The 17,813-nt window shown below is 32.5% G+C and carries 15 protein-coding genes and 1 pseudogene; all 16 read left to right on the top strand.

The genetic code is table 11. The features are described from left to right. Window positions 1-70: 70 nt before the first annotated feature. The 16 genes and pseudogenes from DT250_RS17040 (at window position 71) to DT250_RS16965 (ending at window position 17,756) form a co-directional block, all read left to right on the top strand. Window positions 71-367 carry a WXG100 family type VII secretion target gene (locus tag DT250_RS17040; RefSeq protein WP_000918601.1) on the top strand — a complete coding sequence of 99 codons (297 nt, stop codon included), beginning with the start codon at window positions 71-73 and terminating at the stop codon, window positions 365-367. Window positions 368-493: 126 nt separating this feature from the next. Further along, window positions 494-4,101, top strand: a pseudogene (gene esaA, locus DT250_RS17035) (type VII secretion protein EsaA). Continuing rightward, window positions 4,073-4,576 (top strand): type VII secretion protein EssA, encoded by a 504-nt coding sequence (essA, locus tag DT250_RS17030; protein ID WP_149213389.1) that lies wholly within the window; start codon window positions 4,073-4,075, stop codon window positions 4,574-4,576. Before esaA ends, essA begins: the two are co-directional and overlap by 29 nt. Window positions 4,577-4,580: 4 nt before the next feature. Then, window positions 4,581-4,832, top strand: a complete 252-nt coding sequence (locus DT250_RS17025; protein ID WP_001007572.1) for an EsaB/YukD family protein — start codon at window positions 4,581-4,583, stop codon at window positions 4,830-4,832. A 73-nt stretch (window positions 4,833-4,905) separates the two neighbouring features. After that, the gene (gene essB, locus DT250_RS17020; RefSeq protein ID WP_149213388.1) at window positions 4,906-6,105 is read left to right on the top strand and encodes a type VII secretion protein EssB; all 1,200 of its coding nucleotides are present in this window, start codon (window positions 4,906-4,908) and stop codon (window positions 6,103-6,105) included. A 43-nt stretch (window positions 6,106-6,148) separates the two neighbouring features. Further along, window positions 6,149-10,660, top strand: a complete 4,512-nt coding sequence (gene essC / locus DT250_RS17015) for a type VII secretion protein EssC (protein ID WP_149213387.1) — start codon at window positions 6,149-6,151, stop codon at window positions 10,658-10,660. 12 nt (window positions 10,661-10,672) lie between these two features. After that, complete coding sequence (locus DT250_RS17010; RefSeq protein ID WP_149213386.1) at window positions 10,673-11,095, top strand: YwqH-like family protein; 423 nt, start codon at window positions 10,673-10,675, stop codon at window positions 11,093-11,095. 3 nt (window positions 11,096-11,098) lie between these two features. Then, complete coding sequence (locus tag DT250_RS17005; RefSeq protein WP_088015821.1) at window positions 11,099-11,398, top strand: TIGR04197 family type VII secretion effector; 300 nt, start codon at window positions 11,099-11,101, stop codon at window positions 11,396-11,398. A 12-nt stretch (window positions 11,399-11,410) separates the two neighbouring features. Further along, the gene (locus DT250_RS17000; protein ID WP_149213385.1) at window positions 11,411-12,961 is read left to right on the top strand and encodes a T7SS effector LXG polymorphic toxin; all 1,551 of its coding nucleotides are present in this window, start codon (window positions 11,411-11,413) and stop codon (window positions 12,959-12,961) included. A 31-nt stretch (window positions 12,962-12,992) separates the two neighbouring features. Next, window positions 12,993-13,790, top strand: coding sequence for a hypothetical protein (locus DT250_RS16995; RefSeq protein ID WP_149213384.1), 798 nt, complete (start codon window positions 12,993-12,995; stop codon window positions 13,788-13,790). A 101-nt stretch (window positions 13,791-13,891) separates the two neighbouring features. After that, complete coding sequence (locus DT250_RS16990; protein ID WP_016088165.1) at window positions 13,892-14,353, top strand: DUF5085 family protein; 462 nt, start codon at window positions 13,892-13,894, stop codon at window positions 14,351-14,353. Then, complete coding sequence (locus DT250_RS16985; protein ID WP_062921603.1) at window positions 14,350-14,793, top strand: DUF5085 family protein; 444 nt, start codon at window positions 14,350-14,352, stop codon at window positions 14,791-14,793. Before DT250_RS16990 ends, DT250_RS16985 begins: the two co-directional genes overlap by 4 nt. 355 nt (window positions 14,794-15,148) lie before the next feature. Next, on the top strand, window positions 15,149-15,382 hold the full coding sequence (locus tag DT250_RS32305) for a hypothetical protein (protein ID WP_236788292.1): 234 nt from the start codon (window positions 15,149-15,151) through the stop codon (window positions 15,380-15,382). A 129-nt stretch (window positions 15,383-15,511) separates the two neighbouring features. After that, window positions 15,512-15,769 (top strand): hypothetical protein, encoded by a 258-nt coding sequence (locus tag DT250_RS32300; protein ID WP_149213383.1) that lies wholly within the window; start codon window positions 15,512-15,514, stop codon window positions 15,767-15,769. 182 nt (window positions 15,770-15,951) lie between these two features. Continuing rightward, window positions 15,952-16,749 (top strand): hypothetical protein, encoded by a 798-nt coding sequence (locus DT250_RS16970; RefSeq protein ID WP_149213382.1) that lies wholly within the window; start codon window positions 15,952-15,954, stop codon window positions 16,747-16,749. A 236-nt stretch (window positions 16,750-16,985) separates the two neighbouring features. After that, on the top strand, window positions 16,986-17,756 hold the full coding sequence (locus tag DT250_RS16965; RefSeq protein WP_149213381.1) for a hypothetical protein: 771 nt from the start codon (window positions 16,986-16,988) through the stop codon (window positions 17,754-17,756). The last annotated feature ends 57 nt before the right edge of the window (window positions 17,757-17,813 follow it).

Below are 17,813 nucleotides of genomic sequence, written 5' to 3'. Positions count from 1 at the left end.
GATATAATCAATTTGTAGAATTGATTTTTGGTTAATTTTACTATTTTTAAATTTTAAGGGGGATTTATTCATGGCAGGACAAATTCGCATGTCACCAGAGGAGCTTAAATCGAAAGCGACTCGATATGGACAAGGTGCAAATCAAATTGAGGACATTTTACGTCAACTACAAAACTTACAAAATGAATTAAGAGGAGAATGGGAAGGTCGTGCTTTCGAAGGTTTTGATCAACAGTTCAATCAATTAAAGCCAAAAGTACAAAACTTCGCACAGCTATTACAAGAAATTAATATGCAGCTTAATAAAACTGCAGAAGCTGTTGCAAGACATGACGAAGATCTTTCTCGTAATTTCGGCCTACAATAAGACAGATAAAAAGAACTATATAATTTAGCCATGCAACCATACGTTGTATGGCTAAATTACTTTAAAATTAGAGTAAGATACGAAGTCTTTAACTTAAAAGACTCGCAGTCGCAGGAGTGATAGGTAGTGAAAAAGTTCAAGTGGAGCATCTTGTTGTTTATTATTTTAGCTCTTGTGTTATCAACAGGGGTCTCCTATTTAGCGTTAAATCAAAATGTTAAGAAAGCAAATGAGAATACTACGCAAAAAATGACAGTTGCATTGGTAAATGAAGATCAAGGTACTGTATTTGAAGGTAATAAAATAGCGTTTGGAGATCAATTTGTTAAAAATGTAAATAAAAATACGAAACAAGAATGGTACGTAGTAAGTCGTGGTGTAGCAGAAAGTGGTCTGAAAAATAATAATTACAATATGATGATTGTAATACCTAACGATTTTTCTAGAAAGGCTGTTGCAATTGATTCAGAACTTCCAGAGAAATTAACTTTAAATTACAAAGTAAATGCAACTGGGAATAAAGATTTGAAAGCTGAGGCAGAAAATACAGCTTCTGCTATTTTAGAAGATTTTAATAAGCAAATCATCGACGTTTATTTTGCAAGTGTTATCGGTAAGTTGCAAGGTGCACAAGATAATATAGGTAAAATAATTGAAAAAGGGACCAATCAAACGACTATGTATAAAAAAGATGTACATAGCCCGTTGGCAAATTATACAAACCAATTTAAAACGGTACAAGATTACACTGGTATTTCTGTTAATAGTTTTAAAGGATTCCAAGATGTTTTAAAAGGGTTTGGACAAGCATTAGATGAAGGGAATAAATCTAATAATACGTATTTAGAAGGATTTAATAACTTTCAAAAAATACAAACTGATAATAATCTGTTAGCGAATAATTTTACAAATCAATTTAATCAGTATATGAGTGATATGAATTCAGGCGATGTTTTAAAGCAGTTAAGCGCATTAGAAGCTGCGAATAAAATTATCGCAAATCAATTTACACTTTCAGAGAAAGATCCTAATATTTTAGCTGATGCTTCAACAATACAAAAATATTTAACGGATGTAAAAAAACAAGTGTCAGAATATGATACAGAACTTGCAGAGAAATTAGAAAGTGACATGCAAGCGACAATCCTTAAACGATTACAAAAGTCTATATCAAATGATGGACAACACGAAGTAGTTATAAATTCGTTAATGAAACAACCAGATATTCGTATCAAGCAACAAATTGAAAATTTAATTACAAAGTTGCCTAGTATGAACATGGAAGAAATCGTTCAAAGTGATTTGCCTGATGTAACGAAAGTACAACTGAAAAACGTAATCCAATTTACGAATAAATATAATAAAGAAAATAATTTTAATTATGAACCAGTAAATAAAATATCTTTAGGGAATTCAATTAAAGAAGTAAAAGCAAGTTTGTCTAAAGATGGGATTATATTCAGTGATACAGCGAAAGTAATTCGAATGGATTCTTCACAAACTATGAATATAAGTATTCCTAGTGGCTTTGAGTTATATGGAAGTACAGATTCACTATTAATTGATGGTGTGGACCGTACAAGTGAATTTCTACAAAACGGAGCAGTTGCAATATCAGCACGTAATGAGGGAGATTTGAAAATTAGTCTTCATGTGAAGCTAATAGATCCAAGTATCAATATAGATGTTTTCTCTCCTGTAACGTGGGAATGGAAATTGAATGGTAATTACGAAAAAGAAACTAGTACTGGAAAAGAAGAACCTAAAAAAGAAAAACCAAATAAAGAAAATGAAGAAACAAAAACAGAAAATAACAAGGTAGAAAATGTCGTTAATAAAACGCAGTATGGAATAATGCCGCTAGTACACACTGCTAAAAACCCTATTATTCAAAAAACAGAACAGAGTAATAATAACACCGGAGGAAACCCAGAAGCTGGAACGGGGACAGATAACGGAGGAAACCCAGGAGGCGGAACGGGAACAGATAACGGAGGAAACCCAGGAGGCGGAACGGGGACAGATAACGGAGGAAACCCAGGAGGCGGAACGGGGACAGATAACGGAGGAAACCCAGGACCAGGAGGCGGAACGGGAACAGATAACGGAGGAAACCCAGGAGGCGAAACGGGAACAGATAACGGAGGAAACCCAGGAGGCGGAACGGGGACAGAGGAAACCCAGGAGGCGGAACAGGGACAGATAACGGAAACGGTGGAAACCAAAATCAAGGTGGTGGCTCAACAGTTATTGAACGTACAAATAATTATATTGTACATCAAAAAACTGAGAAGTTAACAAATAATACATCTAATGTATTAATTAAAGAAGCAGTGGAGACCGTTCAAAGTTATCAAGGTTTAATGAGTCTTTATCAAGTGTATTATGGGATTGATTTAAGAACGAATGATGTGGGGCCTAAGCTTGAAGAGGGAAGTTTAGATGCGATTGCTACTGATCATTCATTGTACTATATGTTAAATAAGCAAAGTGTAATTGATTTAATTTCAAATCTTGTTTCAGCTAGTATTACGAGTGAAGTAAAGCAAGATATGACAGGTTTAAAACAAAAAATAGACTCTTACCAACAGCTCATTACTAGTGCAGATCAAAATTCAATGCTATTAGCAGAGAAGTTAAATGAAACGATGCAGCAAGCGACTAGTATGAATCAAAATTTAGGGGAGTATGTAAAAGGTTTAGCGAAATGGCGTGAAAGTAGCTTAAAGTTAGTTGAAGAGCAACAAGTATTAACGACTAATAATGCAGGTGAACAAACAGCTGTATTATCGTTAGACTCTGGTATTAAATCTTTAACGATGCAAACTCAATCATTAGTAGAAAGTTCAAAGCATAGTTTAGCGACTTCAGATGATGTGTATAAAACATTTGACCAAATTAATGGACAAGCAAAAGAAATTCAAGACAGCGGAACGACAATTGTTTCGAAAGCAGATTCTTTATTAAATGATTTTACGAAGAAAATGGAAGATGATAAAGCATTCTCGAAAAACTTTACGAAGATTTTGGCGAATAGTCGTATTGGAGATCGTCAAAATGAGATGCTATATGAGTTTTTATCTAGTCCAGTTCAGAAACAAAATGATGGGGTAATTGTAGCTGGTAATGCTTTTACACCATACTTAATCGTATTAACTTGTTTCATTGTTGCGTTATTTACAGCATATGCAATTGCGAATCAAGAAAAGAAACGAACGCAATCAGATCATTTTGAAGAGAGATTCTCTTTAATTGATATGAATGTACCAACTACAGTAGTAGCATTTGGAATATCGATTGTGGAAGGAATCAGTATAGGAATCATTTCAGGCCGTCTTTTAAAATTCGGTCAGGATCAAAGTTTACTATGGATTGCATTTATCACAATCATTATGATGGCGTTCGTATTAGTTTCAACATACTTACTACGACAAATAAAAATGGTAGGGATGTTTATCTTATTAGTATTTTTAAGTATGTATCTATTTTTAACTGAAGCAGTTGGAAGTAAAGTAGACCAAATGTCTTCTGTAGGTAAATTGCGTCAATTTTCACCGCTTCAATATATAGAAGGTTTTCTAAATGATTTTATTAGCGGTAAAGATACAGGAAAAGTTATTTTTATCGTATTGTTTGTAATTGCCATTATAGGATTAGTTAGTAATCTATTTGTATGGCACAAGAAATGGGAGGAAAAAGAAGTAAATGATCAAACAATGGAGCATAGTGGTTAAGTTATCATTTATTTGTTTCCTTTTACTGTTTGTCGCGCTACCGATTAGGAGCGCGGCGGACAGTTATCTTGGTGATGATGGAAAGATTCAGTTTAAAGTAGACCGCTTTGAAGATAAAGACCAAGAAAAAAATAAAAAGGAACATAAGGAAACAGAATTAGATAAAGCATCAATTGAGTTATTTAATAAAGATATAGAAGAAGAAATTCAAAAAAAGAAAAAGAAAGAACAAAAAGAGATGGAATCCTTAAGAGATTCTCTTTTTATAAAACAAAAAGAAAATACTCGTGTTAAAGATACGAAAAATAGTTTGTTTAGCAGTGAATACGTTGTAAGAAAAAGCGCTGATGAAGTAGCAAGTAATCAAACAATAAATGAAAAGCCAATCAGTACAACAATAATCATATTGTTAGGCGGCAGTGTTTTACTTATTTGCATCGGTATTTATACGGTTCTTCGGAAAAGTTGGAGGTAAAGTAATGGCAATACAAACGCATATTAATGTAACGGTAGATTTTAGTAAATGGAATGGAAATACATATGATTTGCGTATTCCGAATCATCAATCTATTAAATATTTATTGAAAAACTTATTAGATACGTTAAAGATTGATAATCATGAAGGTTCACATTTTGTAATGAAAGTGAAAAATAAGTCAATTGTTTTAACAGATAATGATCGTTTAATTGATCACCAAATAACAGACGGAGATATTTTACAAGTTTTATAAAGAATATTTCTTACTTGTAGTTTTTTGAAAATAAGTTATTACTGGTTATAAAGAAAAGGAGAAGAGGATAAACATGACGGAAAAAACAATTCAAATTGATGCAATGAACTATCAATTTCAAATAGAAAAAGAAAACTGGAAATTGGAGATGACAAAATCTCAAACACGTATAAAAGACTTCCGTCAATTCGATATAATTACGGGCGCATCATCTGACTTTGTACCATTAACGATAGAAGAAATGGATGATATGTTTACGTTTCTATTTCAAGTCGACAAAAAATTATATAAGTGGGACGACCTTGGCCGTTTTGGAAGAAATGAGAAATTGAGACTGCTTCGAAATGTTGCGCAATTTCGTAAATATTTAAATAAACGAATCACGTTCTTTTTACATCCAGACAATATAGTTTTTAATGCGAATTTAATGCCAAATATTATACATAGAGGAATTCGAGATATTGTTCCACCAACCCCGTTGTTAGAAGAGCAATTTTTAACGCAATACAAGTGTCTAATTATTGCTTTATTCTCCGAAAAGCACAATTTTGATGATTTATATGCTGGGTTACTAAAAGATGCAAAAGAAACAACATTTGAACAGACAGTTGCTCAAATGGAAAGTTTAGATGCATTACTGCAGTTTCTTGATGACAGCTTTGAGAAGGAACAAACAAAAACAGAAAAAAATATGCAGTTAGTACCTAAAAAGAGCTATAAATCATTTAAATACTTAGCTTTTTCCTTCATAGCGGCGACAGTTATTTTAGCTGCTCCTTTAATATATTTCACTTTTATAAAATTTCCTTATCAAAATAAATTATTAGAAGCAAATGCGGGTTTCATAGCAACTGATTATGACAAAGTAATTACGCAATTAAATGAAGAGGAATTTGAATCATTACCGATTGCATCTAAATATGAGTTAGCATTTGCATACATTACAGCTGAAAAACTAGGCGAAGATCAAAAGAAATCAATTATGAAAAATATTAGTTTGAAAAGTGATGAAAAGTATTTGTTGTATTGGATGTATAACGGAAAAGGTGATTTTGATAAATCATTAGATTTAGCTAAAACTCTTGATGATCCGCAGCTTATTATGTACGGCCTTGTTAAACAAATTGAATCGCTGAAAAATAATCCGGACTTGTCAGGAGAAGAACGTGATCAAAAGTTAAAAACATATGAACAACAATTAGATGAATACGAAAAGAAATATGGCAAATCATCAAACGATAAAGACTCGTCGAACACAGAGAAAAAAGAGTAAAGAAGCACTTGATGAGACAGTTGAAAAGGAGCAGTGAACACGGATGGAGCAACTATTAGTATTGACTTATGGAGACAAAATATATAAGTGCACATTACATCCAAATGAGCAATCAATAGTGTCGATTGGAAAAGAGTGGACAAATGATATTACGAATCCAAGTTTAGAACAAGAAGTAGAGTTAAAGTGGAATAATGAAGTAAATGCTTGGATGGTACAAAATCAATTAATAGAGTTCAATAAGGAATTTGAGATTGGAAAAACTAAAGATGTGAGTTTAAAAATCTTTATATCTATTATTGGCACAAATAAAGTGTTTGATATAGGAACGAAACATTCTCTTACATTGAGTCAAAACAGTTTTGATGACATTTCTATTACTGGGACAAATGTAGATTTAATGCTATCTCGTGAAACGTTGTACGATTCTTTTAAAGTGAACGTATATGCCGGGGATGTATTTCATAATTATACGAAGCTAAAAGATAGCGTTATGTTAGAAGCTGGAGATCAATTATATTTTGATGGTGTTTTAGTAGAAATAGGTAGTGAAGATATTCAAGTATTGTCTTCAGAAGAGAACGTTAAATCCACGTTACCTATTTTAGTAGAATCAGAAACGAATTATCAAAGTGGTTATCCAGACTATCATCGTTCACCACGTATTATTTACCGTGAACCAGAAGAGAAAATGACAATTGCAAAACCTTCAAGTATGCCGTCAAAACCGACTGAGCATTTGGCAAGAATCATTGCACCATCTCTTGTCATGATTGTCGTAACAGTATTACTTGCTATCTTTATGAAATATGGAATGTTTATTATTGCATCGATTGCGATGACGTTAGTAACGATTATTGTTTCTGTCACATCTTATATAAAAAATTTAAAGCAATATAAAATTGACATTGTGGAACGTGATAAAAGTTATAGAGAGTATATAAAACAAAAAACGAAAGATTTACATGCAGAAAGTGAAAAGCAACGTCATGCATTACAATATCATAATCCAAATGTTGAAGTGATACGTAATATGGCTGTGCAAGTAAATCCACGTATATATGAAAAAACAATGCTACATCATGATTTCTTAACATTTAGCGTTGGGACAGGACAAGCTAATACAAGTTTTGAAATCCAATTTAATGAAGAAGAGTTTAGTCAAACGAAAGATGAATTAATAGATATAGCACGTGAACTAAGACAGCGTTATCTATCATTGGAAGATGTACCTGTTGTAACAGATTTGATAAATGGACCGGTTGGCTATATTGGACAACGCTCTTTAGTGTTAGAACAATTACAATTATTAGTTGTACAAACAGCATTATTCCATAGTTATTATGACTTGCAGTTTATTACTATTTTTCCTGAAGAAGAGAAAGAAAAATGGGATTGGATGCGCTGGTTACCTCATGGAAGTGTTCGCGATATAAATGTACGTGGATTTGTGTACCATGATCGTAGCCGTGATCAAGTGTTAAATAGTTTGTATCAAATATTGAAAGAACGAAAATTAAAACTAGATGAAAAAAGTTCAACGAATGAAAAAATGTACTTTGCACCGCACTATGTCGTTCTCATTACAGATGAAAAACTAATACTAGACCATGTTGTTATGGAATTCTTTAATGATGATCCGAGTCAATTAGGTGTATCACTTGTATTTGTACAAGATGTTATGCAAAGTTTACCGGAGCATGTGAAAACGGTAATAGACATAAGAGATGCAAAACAAGGGAACATCATCTTAGAACAAGGAGAGCTTGTAAACCGTCAATTTAAACTAAATCACGTACCGAAAGGGTTCAATTTAGAAGATGTTTCACGAGCATTAGCACCGTTAAATCATTTGCAAAACTTAAAAAATAGTATCCCAGAAAGTGTAACATTTTTAGAAATGTACGGTGTTGAGAAAGTAAAAGAACTGAATATCACAAGTCGCTGGGAGAAAAATGCAGCGCATAAATCTTTAGCTGTACCACTTGGATTACGTGGTAAAGAAGATATCGTAAACTTAAATTTACACGAAAAAGCACACGGACCACACGGGTTAATAGCAGGTACAACAGGTTCAGGTAAATCGGAAATTATACAATCGTATATATTATCTCTAGCAGTCAATTTCCATCCTTACGAAGTAGCCTTTCTACTAATTGACTATAAAGGCGGCGGTATGGCGAATTTATTCAAAAACTTACCGCATTTATTAGGAACAATTACGAACTTAGATGGAGCACAAAGTATGAGAGCGCTCGCATCAATTAAAGCTGAATTGCAAAAAAGACAACGCTTATTTGGGGAAAATGATGTAAACCATATTAATCAGTATCAAAAATTGTATAAAGAAGGCTTAGTAAGTGAACCGATGCCACATCTATTTTTAATAAGTGATGAATTCGCGGAACTGAAGTCAGAACAACCAGAATTTATGAAAGAGTTAGTTTCAACAGCGCGTATCGGTCGTTCACTCGGGATCCATTTAATATTAGCTACGCAAAAACCGAGTGGTGTTGTAGATGATCAAATTTGGAGTAACTCGAAATTCAAACTAGCATTAAAAGTTCAAAATACGTCAGATAGTAATGAAATTTTAAAAACACCAGATGCTGCTGAAATTACATTACCAGGACGTGCTTACTTACAAGTTGGGAATAATGAAATTTATGAACTATTCCAATCAGCTTGGAGCGGAGCAGACTATGTAGAAAACAAAGAAGATAAAGAACATTTAGACGCAACAATCTATGCAATAAATGATTTAGGACAATATGAAATATTAAGTGAAGACTTAAGTGGACTTGGTAGCAGTAAAGAAGTAATAAGTGTACCATCTGAACTGGATGCTGTTATTGACTACATTCACGATTACGCAGAAGTAAATGAAATTGAAGCGTTAGCTAGACCGTGGTTACCACCACTTCCAGAAAGCGTATATTTACAAGACTTACACGCTATTCAGTTCAAAGAAGCATGGACGAAAGAAAAGAAACCATTAAAAGCAACAGTTGGTCTACTAGATCAGCCTGAATTACAATCACAAACACCATTAACACTAGATATTAGTAAAGACGGACACGTAGCGGTCTTCTCAAGCCCAGGCTACGGAAAATCAACATTCTTACAATCAGTCATTATGGATGTAGCTCGTCAGCATAGTCCGGAGCATTTGCATGTGTATTTATTAGACTTCGGAACAAATGGTTTAATGCCATTAAAATCTTTACCGCATGTGGCAGACATCATTACATTAGACCAAGTTGAAAAATGCGAGAAGTTTCTTCGTCGCATAGAAGACCTATTAAAAGATAGAAAGCAATTGCTAAGTAAATATGGTGTTGCGAGTCTTGAAATGTATGAGAGAGCTAGTAAAGAAGTATTACCAACAATATTAATTACGTTAGATAACTATGATGCTGTTAGAGAAGCTGGATTTGTCGAAGACTTTGAACGCATTATTGCACAAATTGTACGTGAAGGGGCAGCGGTAGGAATTCATTTAATGCTTACGGCTACACGTCAAAATGCATTGAGAGTACAAGTAAATACAAATATTAAACTACAAATTGCTCTATATATGATAGATGAGGCAGAATCTAGAGCTATTGTAGGAAGAACAGATTTAAAAATTGAAGAATTAGCAGGCCGTGGTTTAGTTAAAATTGACGAACCAACAATCTTCCAAACAGCTTTACCGACAAATGGAGAAGATGTACTTACTCGAATTGAAAATATACAAGCAGAAGGAAAAGAGATGGATTCCTTCTGGGATGGAGAAAGACCGAAAGCAATTCCTATGGTACCTGAAGTTCTGGAATATAAGGAATTCATTGCATGGCCAGAAACAAGAAAAATTATTGAAGCAGGCAAACTAACATTTGGTGTAGAGACAGAAAACGTTACGCCTCTCGAATTAGATTTAACGGAAGCGTCTAATATTGTTGTAGGGGGAATTAAGAAAGATGAAGTTGAAAATGTAGTTCATCAATTCCTTCAACAATTAGCAGATAGTGGACACTTTGATCTAGGTTTAATTGATACAAGAACACGCAATTTCTCAAACTATAGAGAGAGCGCTGCTTTATATGTAGCTGAAAAAACAGGAATTGAGAAAACGATTAAACAAGTTACAAATGCTTATAAATCGAGAGAAGCGGCGTTTAAAGAAGAGCAGGAAGCATCAAGTGAAACAGTGAACCCGGCAGAATTTATTAAGAAATTTAAGCCGATTGTAATCGTAATTGCAGATGTAAATGATATTTTAAGTAATTTAGAAGATAGCGATATATATAGTTTGGCGGAATTAATAACAAATGGTGCATTTATGGGCATCCACTTCGTAATTGGCTGTGATGTTGATTCGATTGACAGTCGATACGACTTAGTTTCAAAAACAATAAAAACGCAATCTCATGTTATTTTACTTAGAAAATCATCAGGCCAAATGGTCTTCGATGTATCTAATAAAGATTTAAGTAGTACAAAATTAAATCCATTTGAAGGGTATTTTGTTGAAAATCGTTTTGCTACTAGAATTAAAGTGCCAACTATTTAAGGGGGGATTTGCATGGGGATAGAGGAATTAAATAGTCAAAAATCTGGTTTATTAAGTAGTATAAGTCATCAACAAGGGCAATTGGCTGAATTACAAATGAAACTACGAAGGCTAATAACTGCTAAGGGGAAATTTGTAAATAATCTTGAAGCAATTAAACAAAATCAAGAGCAGTTTAAGTCTTTAGAAATAAACGAAAGTAGTTGGAAAGGGCAAAGAGCAACTACTTTTAAAGAAACGTATGAACAACAAGTCATTTCGAATTTAGGGAAATTTATCGGAGAACTAGGAAGAGTGCAAGAAGACATCGATCAAGCCATACAGCGGCTTGAAAGAGAAATCGCTACATGTGAGTCTAGTATTCTTTCTCTAAGTAGAAGTGTTTCAATGGTTGACGCTAGTATTCAAGTAGAAGTACAGAAGGCGGGGAAATGATAAATGGGGGAAATTAAATTAAATAAAGGGGTATTTGACGCGAAAGTAAGTGATTTGAAAAGTGGTGCTAGTGATTTAGGGAAACCGAAATTTAATGATATGAAGTTGAGTCGTACAAATTTGACTAGACTGATTCAATATTGTGAAGCAATTGAACAGTTATCTCAAAAGGTGCAACGATACGAACAAATATTAGAAAATGACTTAAATAAAATACAACAAACTGGGGAGAAAATAGTTGAAAAAGACGAACAACTTGAGAAGCAATTAAGAATGATAGATTCAAATTATCATGCAAAATAGGGAGGGAGAAACGTGGATAAAAATATAGAGTTACAAGAAGTAAAAGAACTTCAGAATAGATTTCAAGCAAGTGCCACTGAGTTGAATCAACAGTTTGAATCATTATTAGGAAAGATAGCGGATTTTAGTGAGATTAATTCATTTCAAGGTGCTGCTGCTGATGGAATTAAAGGCCATTTATCTAGAGTTCATGGAAGTGTTATTTCAGGGTGTATGGTCGCAGCAGAAAGCTTAAGTATGCAATTTGAAAAAGCAATAGAAGATTTTAATAGTTCTGTTGATAGTGATGCAGATACGAAAATTTATGGGAGTTATTTAGATAATGTAAAGCAAAAAATTAATGGGTATAGTAACAGTTTTAATCAATCAAATGAATTAGCACAACAGACTATCAGTTCAATTAATGATATTGTTCCGATCCATTATCCCTCATCATCAGGAATTTCTGAAGGGGTTGAAAAAAGTCAAAAAGAAATCAGTGATACGTTAGAAAAACTAGAGGCTTACAATAGTCAACAAAATGATCTTCAAAATTTTGATGACATGTTACGCGGATTAGATGGTGCTATGAGACAAATACAAGAGACTGAAGGGAACTTTTCTAGTGATACAACCGAAAAACTTCTGTCTGAAGGAACCTTCGCATCTATAGTTGGGGTAGCTAAAATGATTGCGGGATATACGGGTAAAGCGAAAAAAGGAGTAGTCGGATTATTTTCTGGTTATTTACGTCTGGTTTACATGAAAAAAAATTTGGGATTTGGTGTTGATTTTGATGTTAATGCTCGAAAAGGAAAAGGGGCATATGTATTTAAAACTTTAAACGATGCCGATATTGTAGCGGCTTCCAAACTTTTAGCTACAGATGCAAATGAAGATGCTATTTTTAAATTTATTTTTAAAGATAAATTTAAAGTCAAGTACAACAACGAAACAAGAAATGTAATAAAACAAGCAAAAAAAGATATTTATAAATTTCCTGAATTTAAAGCGGGTGAAGATTTTATGATGACTCGGAAGGAAGAAGGTTTTTTAAAAGCATTTAAAAATAGATGGACAGATTCATTTGGGACCGAATTTCAAAAGAGCATTGACGAATTCAATTTTAAGAAATGGCCAGAGACATTTAAAAAACTCAAAGGTACTGGGACGCTCTTCAAAAGTGTGGCAATTATTGGAACAGGGCTGACAGTTGTAGATAATGCTATAAAGTCACAAGATGATGGATTTCAGCTACAGGATGTAAGAGATGTTGCATTAGATACAGGTGTGGACTTAGCATATGCAGCGGGAGCAGCAGCAACTGGAGCAGCGATTGGGACTGCTGTGGGACCACTTGGAACCTTGGCAGGAGGAGCTATAGGTGCAGTGGTGGGGATTGGAGCCTCATTACTGGTGAATGAGAAACTTAGTATATTAGGAGGTGAAAGTGTAGTTAGCGGAACAAAGAAATTAGTAAAATGGGCGGTAAATATGAACGATAATTTAAAGTCTGGAAATTATAAAGAGTTTACGAAAGAAAATGCAAAGGTCCTTAAAAAATTGAAATCAATATTTTGGTAATTTATATAAAATTAGAAGGTAGGATAAATGAATGCTAAAGATAAAGGAAGAAGATTTGGGCCTTTTTGAAATTGAAAATAGAAACAGATTAAGTCCGGATTATATAAGAATCTTTTATGTAGGAGTTTTTGCATATACTTCTATACCTATGCTCATCATGTTTTTAGGTGTTTTGCTGAACGGTGATAAGATTTCTTTAACACCATTTGAAACATTTTTGGTACGATCTGAGGTAAAGTTGTACATTTTGGAGTTGATTTTTTTAATAATTTTCATGTCTTCAAAGGTTGCTTTTAAATTACAGAAACTCCAAGCCATCGTGACTTTATTTTATTCTTTTCAATTAGCAACATTACCATTTATTGTTATGATGGTTGAAGGAATGTTTGATTTTCCAAGTAATAATAAAACGTTAGTTTATATTGGTTTAATAACGTTAGGGGCGCTTTGTACTCACATTGTAACTACAATTGATGTTTTTAAAAAGGCAAAACATGGAGGATATAAATCGGAAGGACCAGCCGTCTCATTTTTTACTAACGCAAAATTATATTTATCGATTGGAATGACAATTGGTGTAATGGTTCTACTTATATTAATTTTTTTAAATCTTAATTATACATTTAGCCAAATGGCAATTTATGTTGTACAAACAATAATATTATATACATTTGCTGTAGTATCAGCAGAATTCGTCCTGTTAGTGTATTGTCGCTTCAAATTCCCATCATTTAATATTACGTGGGAACAACATGAAAAGGAACGCCAAGAATTTATAGCAAATAGAAAAAGAATCAGAGAAAAAGAACAAAATAAAAATAAAAATTGAAATGAGATTTGTAAATGATAGTCATAAACTGTTTTTTTTATGTGCGTGGAAGAATCTATTTGTGAAGAAATAAATAAATCACTGTATAAGGGGTAGAGATTATGAAAGTTCAGTATAAAGCATTATCGCTTTTAAATTTAATAAGCATCACTCAAATAGTAAAAAAAGATGATTGGTTGTTACCAGCTATCGCACTTAGAAATCAAGTAGTTCATAACGATATATACCCAATAGGACCTGTTCTTTTTACGTATTCACCATTAGAGAATGAACCAGAATATGGTGAATATATGTATTGTGTCCCAGTAAATGTAAGGGTAAATATGGAAGAGGATTCACCGTATGAGTATATTGATGCAATTCTTATTGAAGAAGCACTTTGTGTTAGATTCTCAGATGAAGATGGTGATATTGAAGACGCTTATCGTGTTTTAAATGAATTTGCTGAACAGAATCATATGAAATTAGATAGTAGCTTTTATCACGTATGTTTAGATGTATATGGTGATATGTGGTTGGATATTTATGCTCCTATTATTGAAGTAGGTGAATTAGTGCGATGATAGTTGAGGAACAAAGCATTGCTTATACAAATGTTGTATCGAGAGAATATTTTTTTCACTATACTGATATGGAAAAAGTAATAGAAGATTTATTGACAGAAATTGCGCAAGCGAATTTAACGGTCAAAGGCCCAATGTTTTATGCCCTGAAAAATGTACCATCAGATGGAGATATGTTTATTGAATTATTTATGCCAGTATATGAGAGTAGTATTCCTAAATCAGAAACAATGAAGTTTCGAAGTTATTACTATGTTGATAACATGTTAATGAAAAGATATGCAGGAGATTTTGAAACATTAACAGAGTATGCATATGCTGAGATTCTTCAGTATATGGAAGATAATGAACTTGATATGATCTCACCTATTTACCATATTTTTAGTGGTGATGAAGAGTTACAGTATGTTGAAATAAAAATTGCAGTAGATACACAATAATAATTTAGTACACTTTTAATAATAAAGATATGAAAAGTAAAACCCTAATTTTAGTTTTGTTTTATAGAAGAATATAAAGGTATTCTTGAATTAAGAGTTCTAATTGTTGTTTTTAGTAGTAAGGGGCCTAGCCTACATATGTGGTTATTTTCAAAAGAAAAACCTTTGTACTTTCAGTAAGAGTGTGGGGATAAAACTGGGGGATTAATTGAACAGAAAATATTGGATAAAGTATCGGTGGATGATTGCATAATAGCTGTTGAAATGCTTGATATATTGTTTATATACCTAAATTGCAGAAGAACTTGCAGCGATTTTATATATTAGTAATAAAGAATTATCCCGAACGGTTGCTATGTTTGTTGGTACATTTGAAATTTTTGTACAGGTTTCAAACACAACAAAAGTTATTATCCAATGTATTCCGGTAGATGAAGAAATGGAAGAAGAAGTATTTTTGGATATGAAAGTGATTGATTTTAAATATAAGAAAAAATCCACTGACGAAGAGAAAGAAGAAATAGCAGAGTGGATGCTGGAATATAAAAAGATGTGTAAAACAATAGCAGAGCATTATGAAATAGCTTAAAAAGAATCATTATTATAATGTAAGAATATCTGAGATTAATAGAACCTTCTCTTCTGGTTAGAATGAGGAGGTTTTTTATTCTAAGATCTATATGTAATTGATTGAATAATTCGACATGAGATTTTTCAGTTGGATCAATCTGAATGGGTAGTAGTTACGTTCTGCAGTTCGCTCTGTTCTTATTTTGAAAGGACAATAGTATCTATCTATAAAGTGTTAGAATTTATAATGAAATATACAATGATTCTAATAATAATAATGTCCATATTTGTGATAATTGCTGCTGTTTATTTTAAAATATATGAGGGTATAGGGGCGGGTGTATTCCTCTTAATCTCGTCATTATTTGCATATTTGGTATTTTTTAAGAAAAGTAAAAATGCCTAAATCAATAGCGGAAATAAAAATCCAAAGATTAACAACTATAATACGTTATTTGAAGAGGGAAAGTTTTGTATATAGCATGAATGTATAACAGCAAGAAAACCTTCTCTTTTCGTTAAAATGAGAAGGTTTTTATTTTTAATCTACATGACTTAAATGAATGTGGTTAAAGGTGGGGCACTTGAATGCGGAAAATAAAAGAAGAAGATTTAGGTTTTTTTCAAATTACAAATAAAAACCGATTAAGTCCTGATGGTGTAATGGCCTTTTTAGTTGGAGTTTTTGTATACGCTTCATTACCGATGTTTTTTATTATTTTGGGTTTTTTACAACTTGGTTGGGAGGCTTATCCAAAATCTTTTGAACAAATATTTGTTTCTGTAGAGTTAGTATTATATATTCTGCAAATCCTTTTTTTGATTATCTATTCATTTCCGAAATTAAGATTTAAATTACAAAAGTTACAAGCCATTGTAATTGTGTTTAACTCGTTTCAGGTTGCAACGGTAGGGTATGCTTATGTATTAATTGAAGCGATATTTGGATATACTTGTGAAAATTTAACCGTATATTATATAGGTTTATTATTATTAGGAGCGATTACTACCCATATTGTAATTACAATCCATACTTTTAAAAAAGCAAAATATGGAGGCTATAAGTTGGAAGGGGAATCAGTCTCATTTTTTACTAATACAAAACTCTGGATGTTCATTGGAATGGTAATTTATATAGTTGTCCTATTGATATTGATCTTTGCAAGTATTCGTTTTGCGCTAAAACCGATGGTGTTTTATTTTTTACAAACAATTATATTATATGTATTTGCCGTTGCATCTGTAGAATTTGTCCTATTGGTGTATTGTCGTTTCAAATTCCCATCATTTAATATTACGTGGGAACAACATGAAAAGGATCGCCAAGAATTTATAGCAAATAGAAAAAGAATAAGGGAGAAAGAACAGAAGCAAAATAAAAACTGAAATGATAATAGTAATAGATTGTTTTTTATGGTGGAAGAATCTATTTGTGAAGAATTAAAACCTTGTATAAGGGGTAGTGATTATGAAAGTTCACTATAAAGTATTATCGTTTTTAAATTTAATAAGCATCACTCAAATTGTAAAAAGGACGATTGGTTGTTGTCAGCTATCGCATTTAGAAATTAATTGATTCATAGTGATATATACCCAAAAAGTAGTTAGAGGTGTGTAACTAGATGTGGAATATAAAAGAAGAAAATTTAGATAAATTTCGGATGACATGTAAACATAGATTAAGCCCTGAGGCTGCTTTAGGTTTTATGATAGGAACCATAGTATATGTTTCAGTTATGATGTTTTTTCTTATTGGTACTTTAGTAACCTTTAGTTGGGACTATTATACTACTTTCTTTGAGAAAACAATCGTTAGAATGGAACTTGTGCTATATAGCTTGCAAATAATTTTTTTAATTCTATATTCATTTCCAAAAGCTCGATTTAAATTTCAAAAGTTCCAAACGATTGTCATATTATTATATGCATTTCAATTAGGTACAATATTATTCACAGCTCTGATTCTTCCTGGAATGTCTGATTATACAATTGACCGAATTACATTAGTATATGTAGGTTTCTTATTTTTAGGAGCAGTGATTGTTCATATTGTGACAACGATTGATACGTTTAAACAAGCAAGTGAAGGTGCGCTTAGTATGAATGAAAGATCCGCTTCCTTTTTTAGTAAAACAAAAGAAACTATGATGAAAGTTGCTTCAATATACACATTAATCCTTCTTATTTTGATTTATTTTCACAATGATTATGCGTTTGATACTTTAATTGGATATGTAATAGGTACTTTTTTAATGTATACAGTAGCCATTGGGGCAGCAGAATTCCAACTATTGGCGTACTGTAGATTTAAATTTAAGTCATTTAATATGACGTGGGAAGAGGATGAGAGAATGCGAAAGCGAAATACAAAACCTAAAACGAAAAGTGAATAAGAATGTAATGGTAGTGAATGAAAATTATTTAAACTGTATAGAAGGTGAAAAGTCAGG

The sequence above is a fragment of the Bacillus sp. AR2-1 genome, assembly GCF_008368755.1.
Lineage (GTDB): Bacteria > Bacillota > Bacilli > Bacillales > Bacillaceae_G > Bacillus_A > Bacillus_A wiedmannii.
Note: the sequence above shows the minus strand (reverse complement) of the source record. Positions and strands in the feature narration are given on the sequence as shown.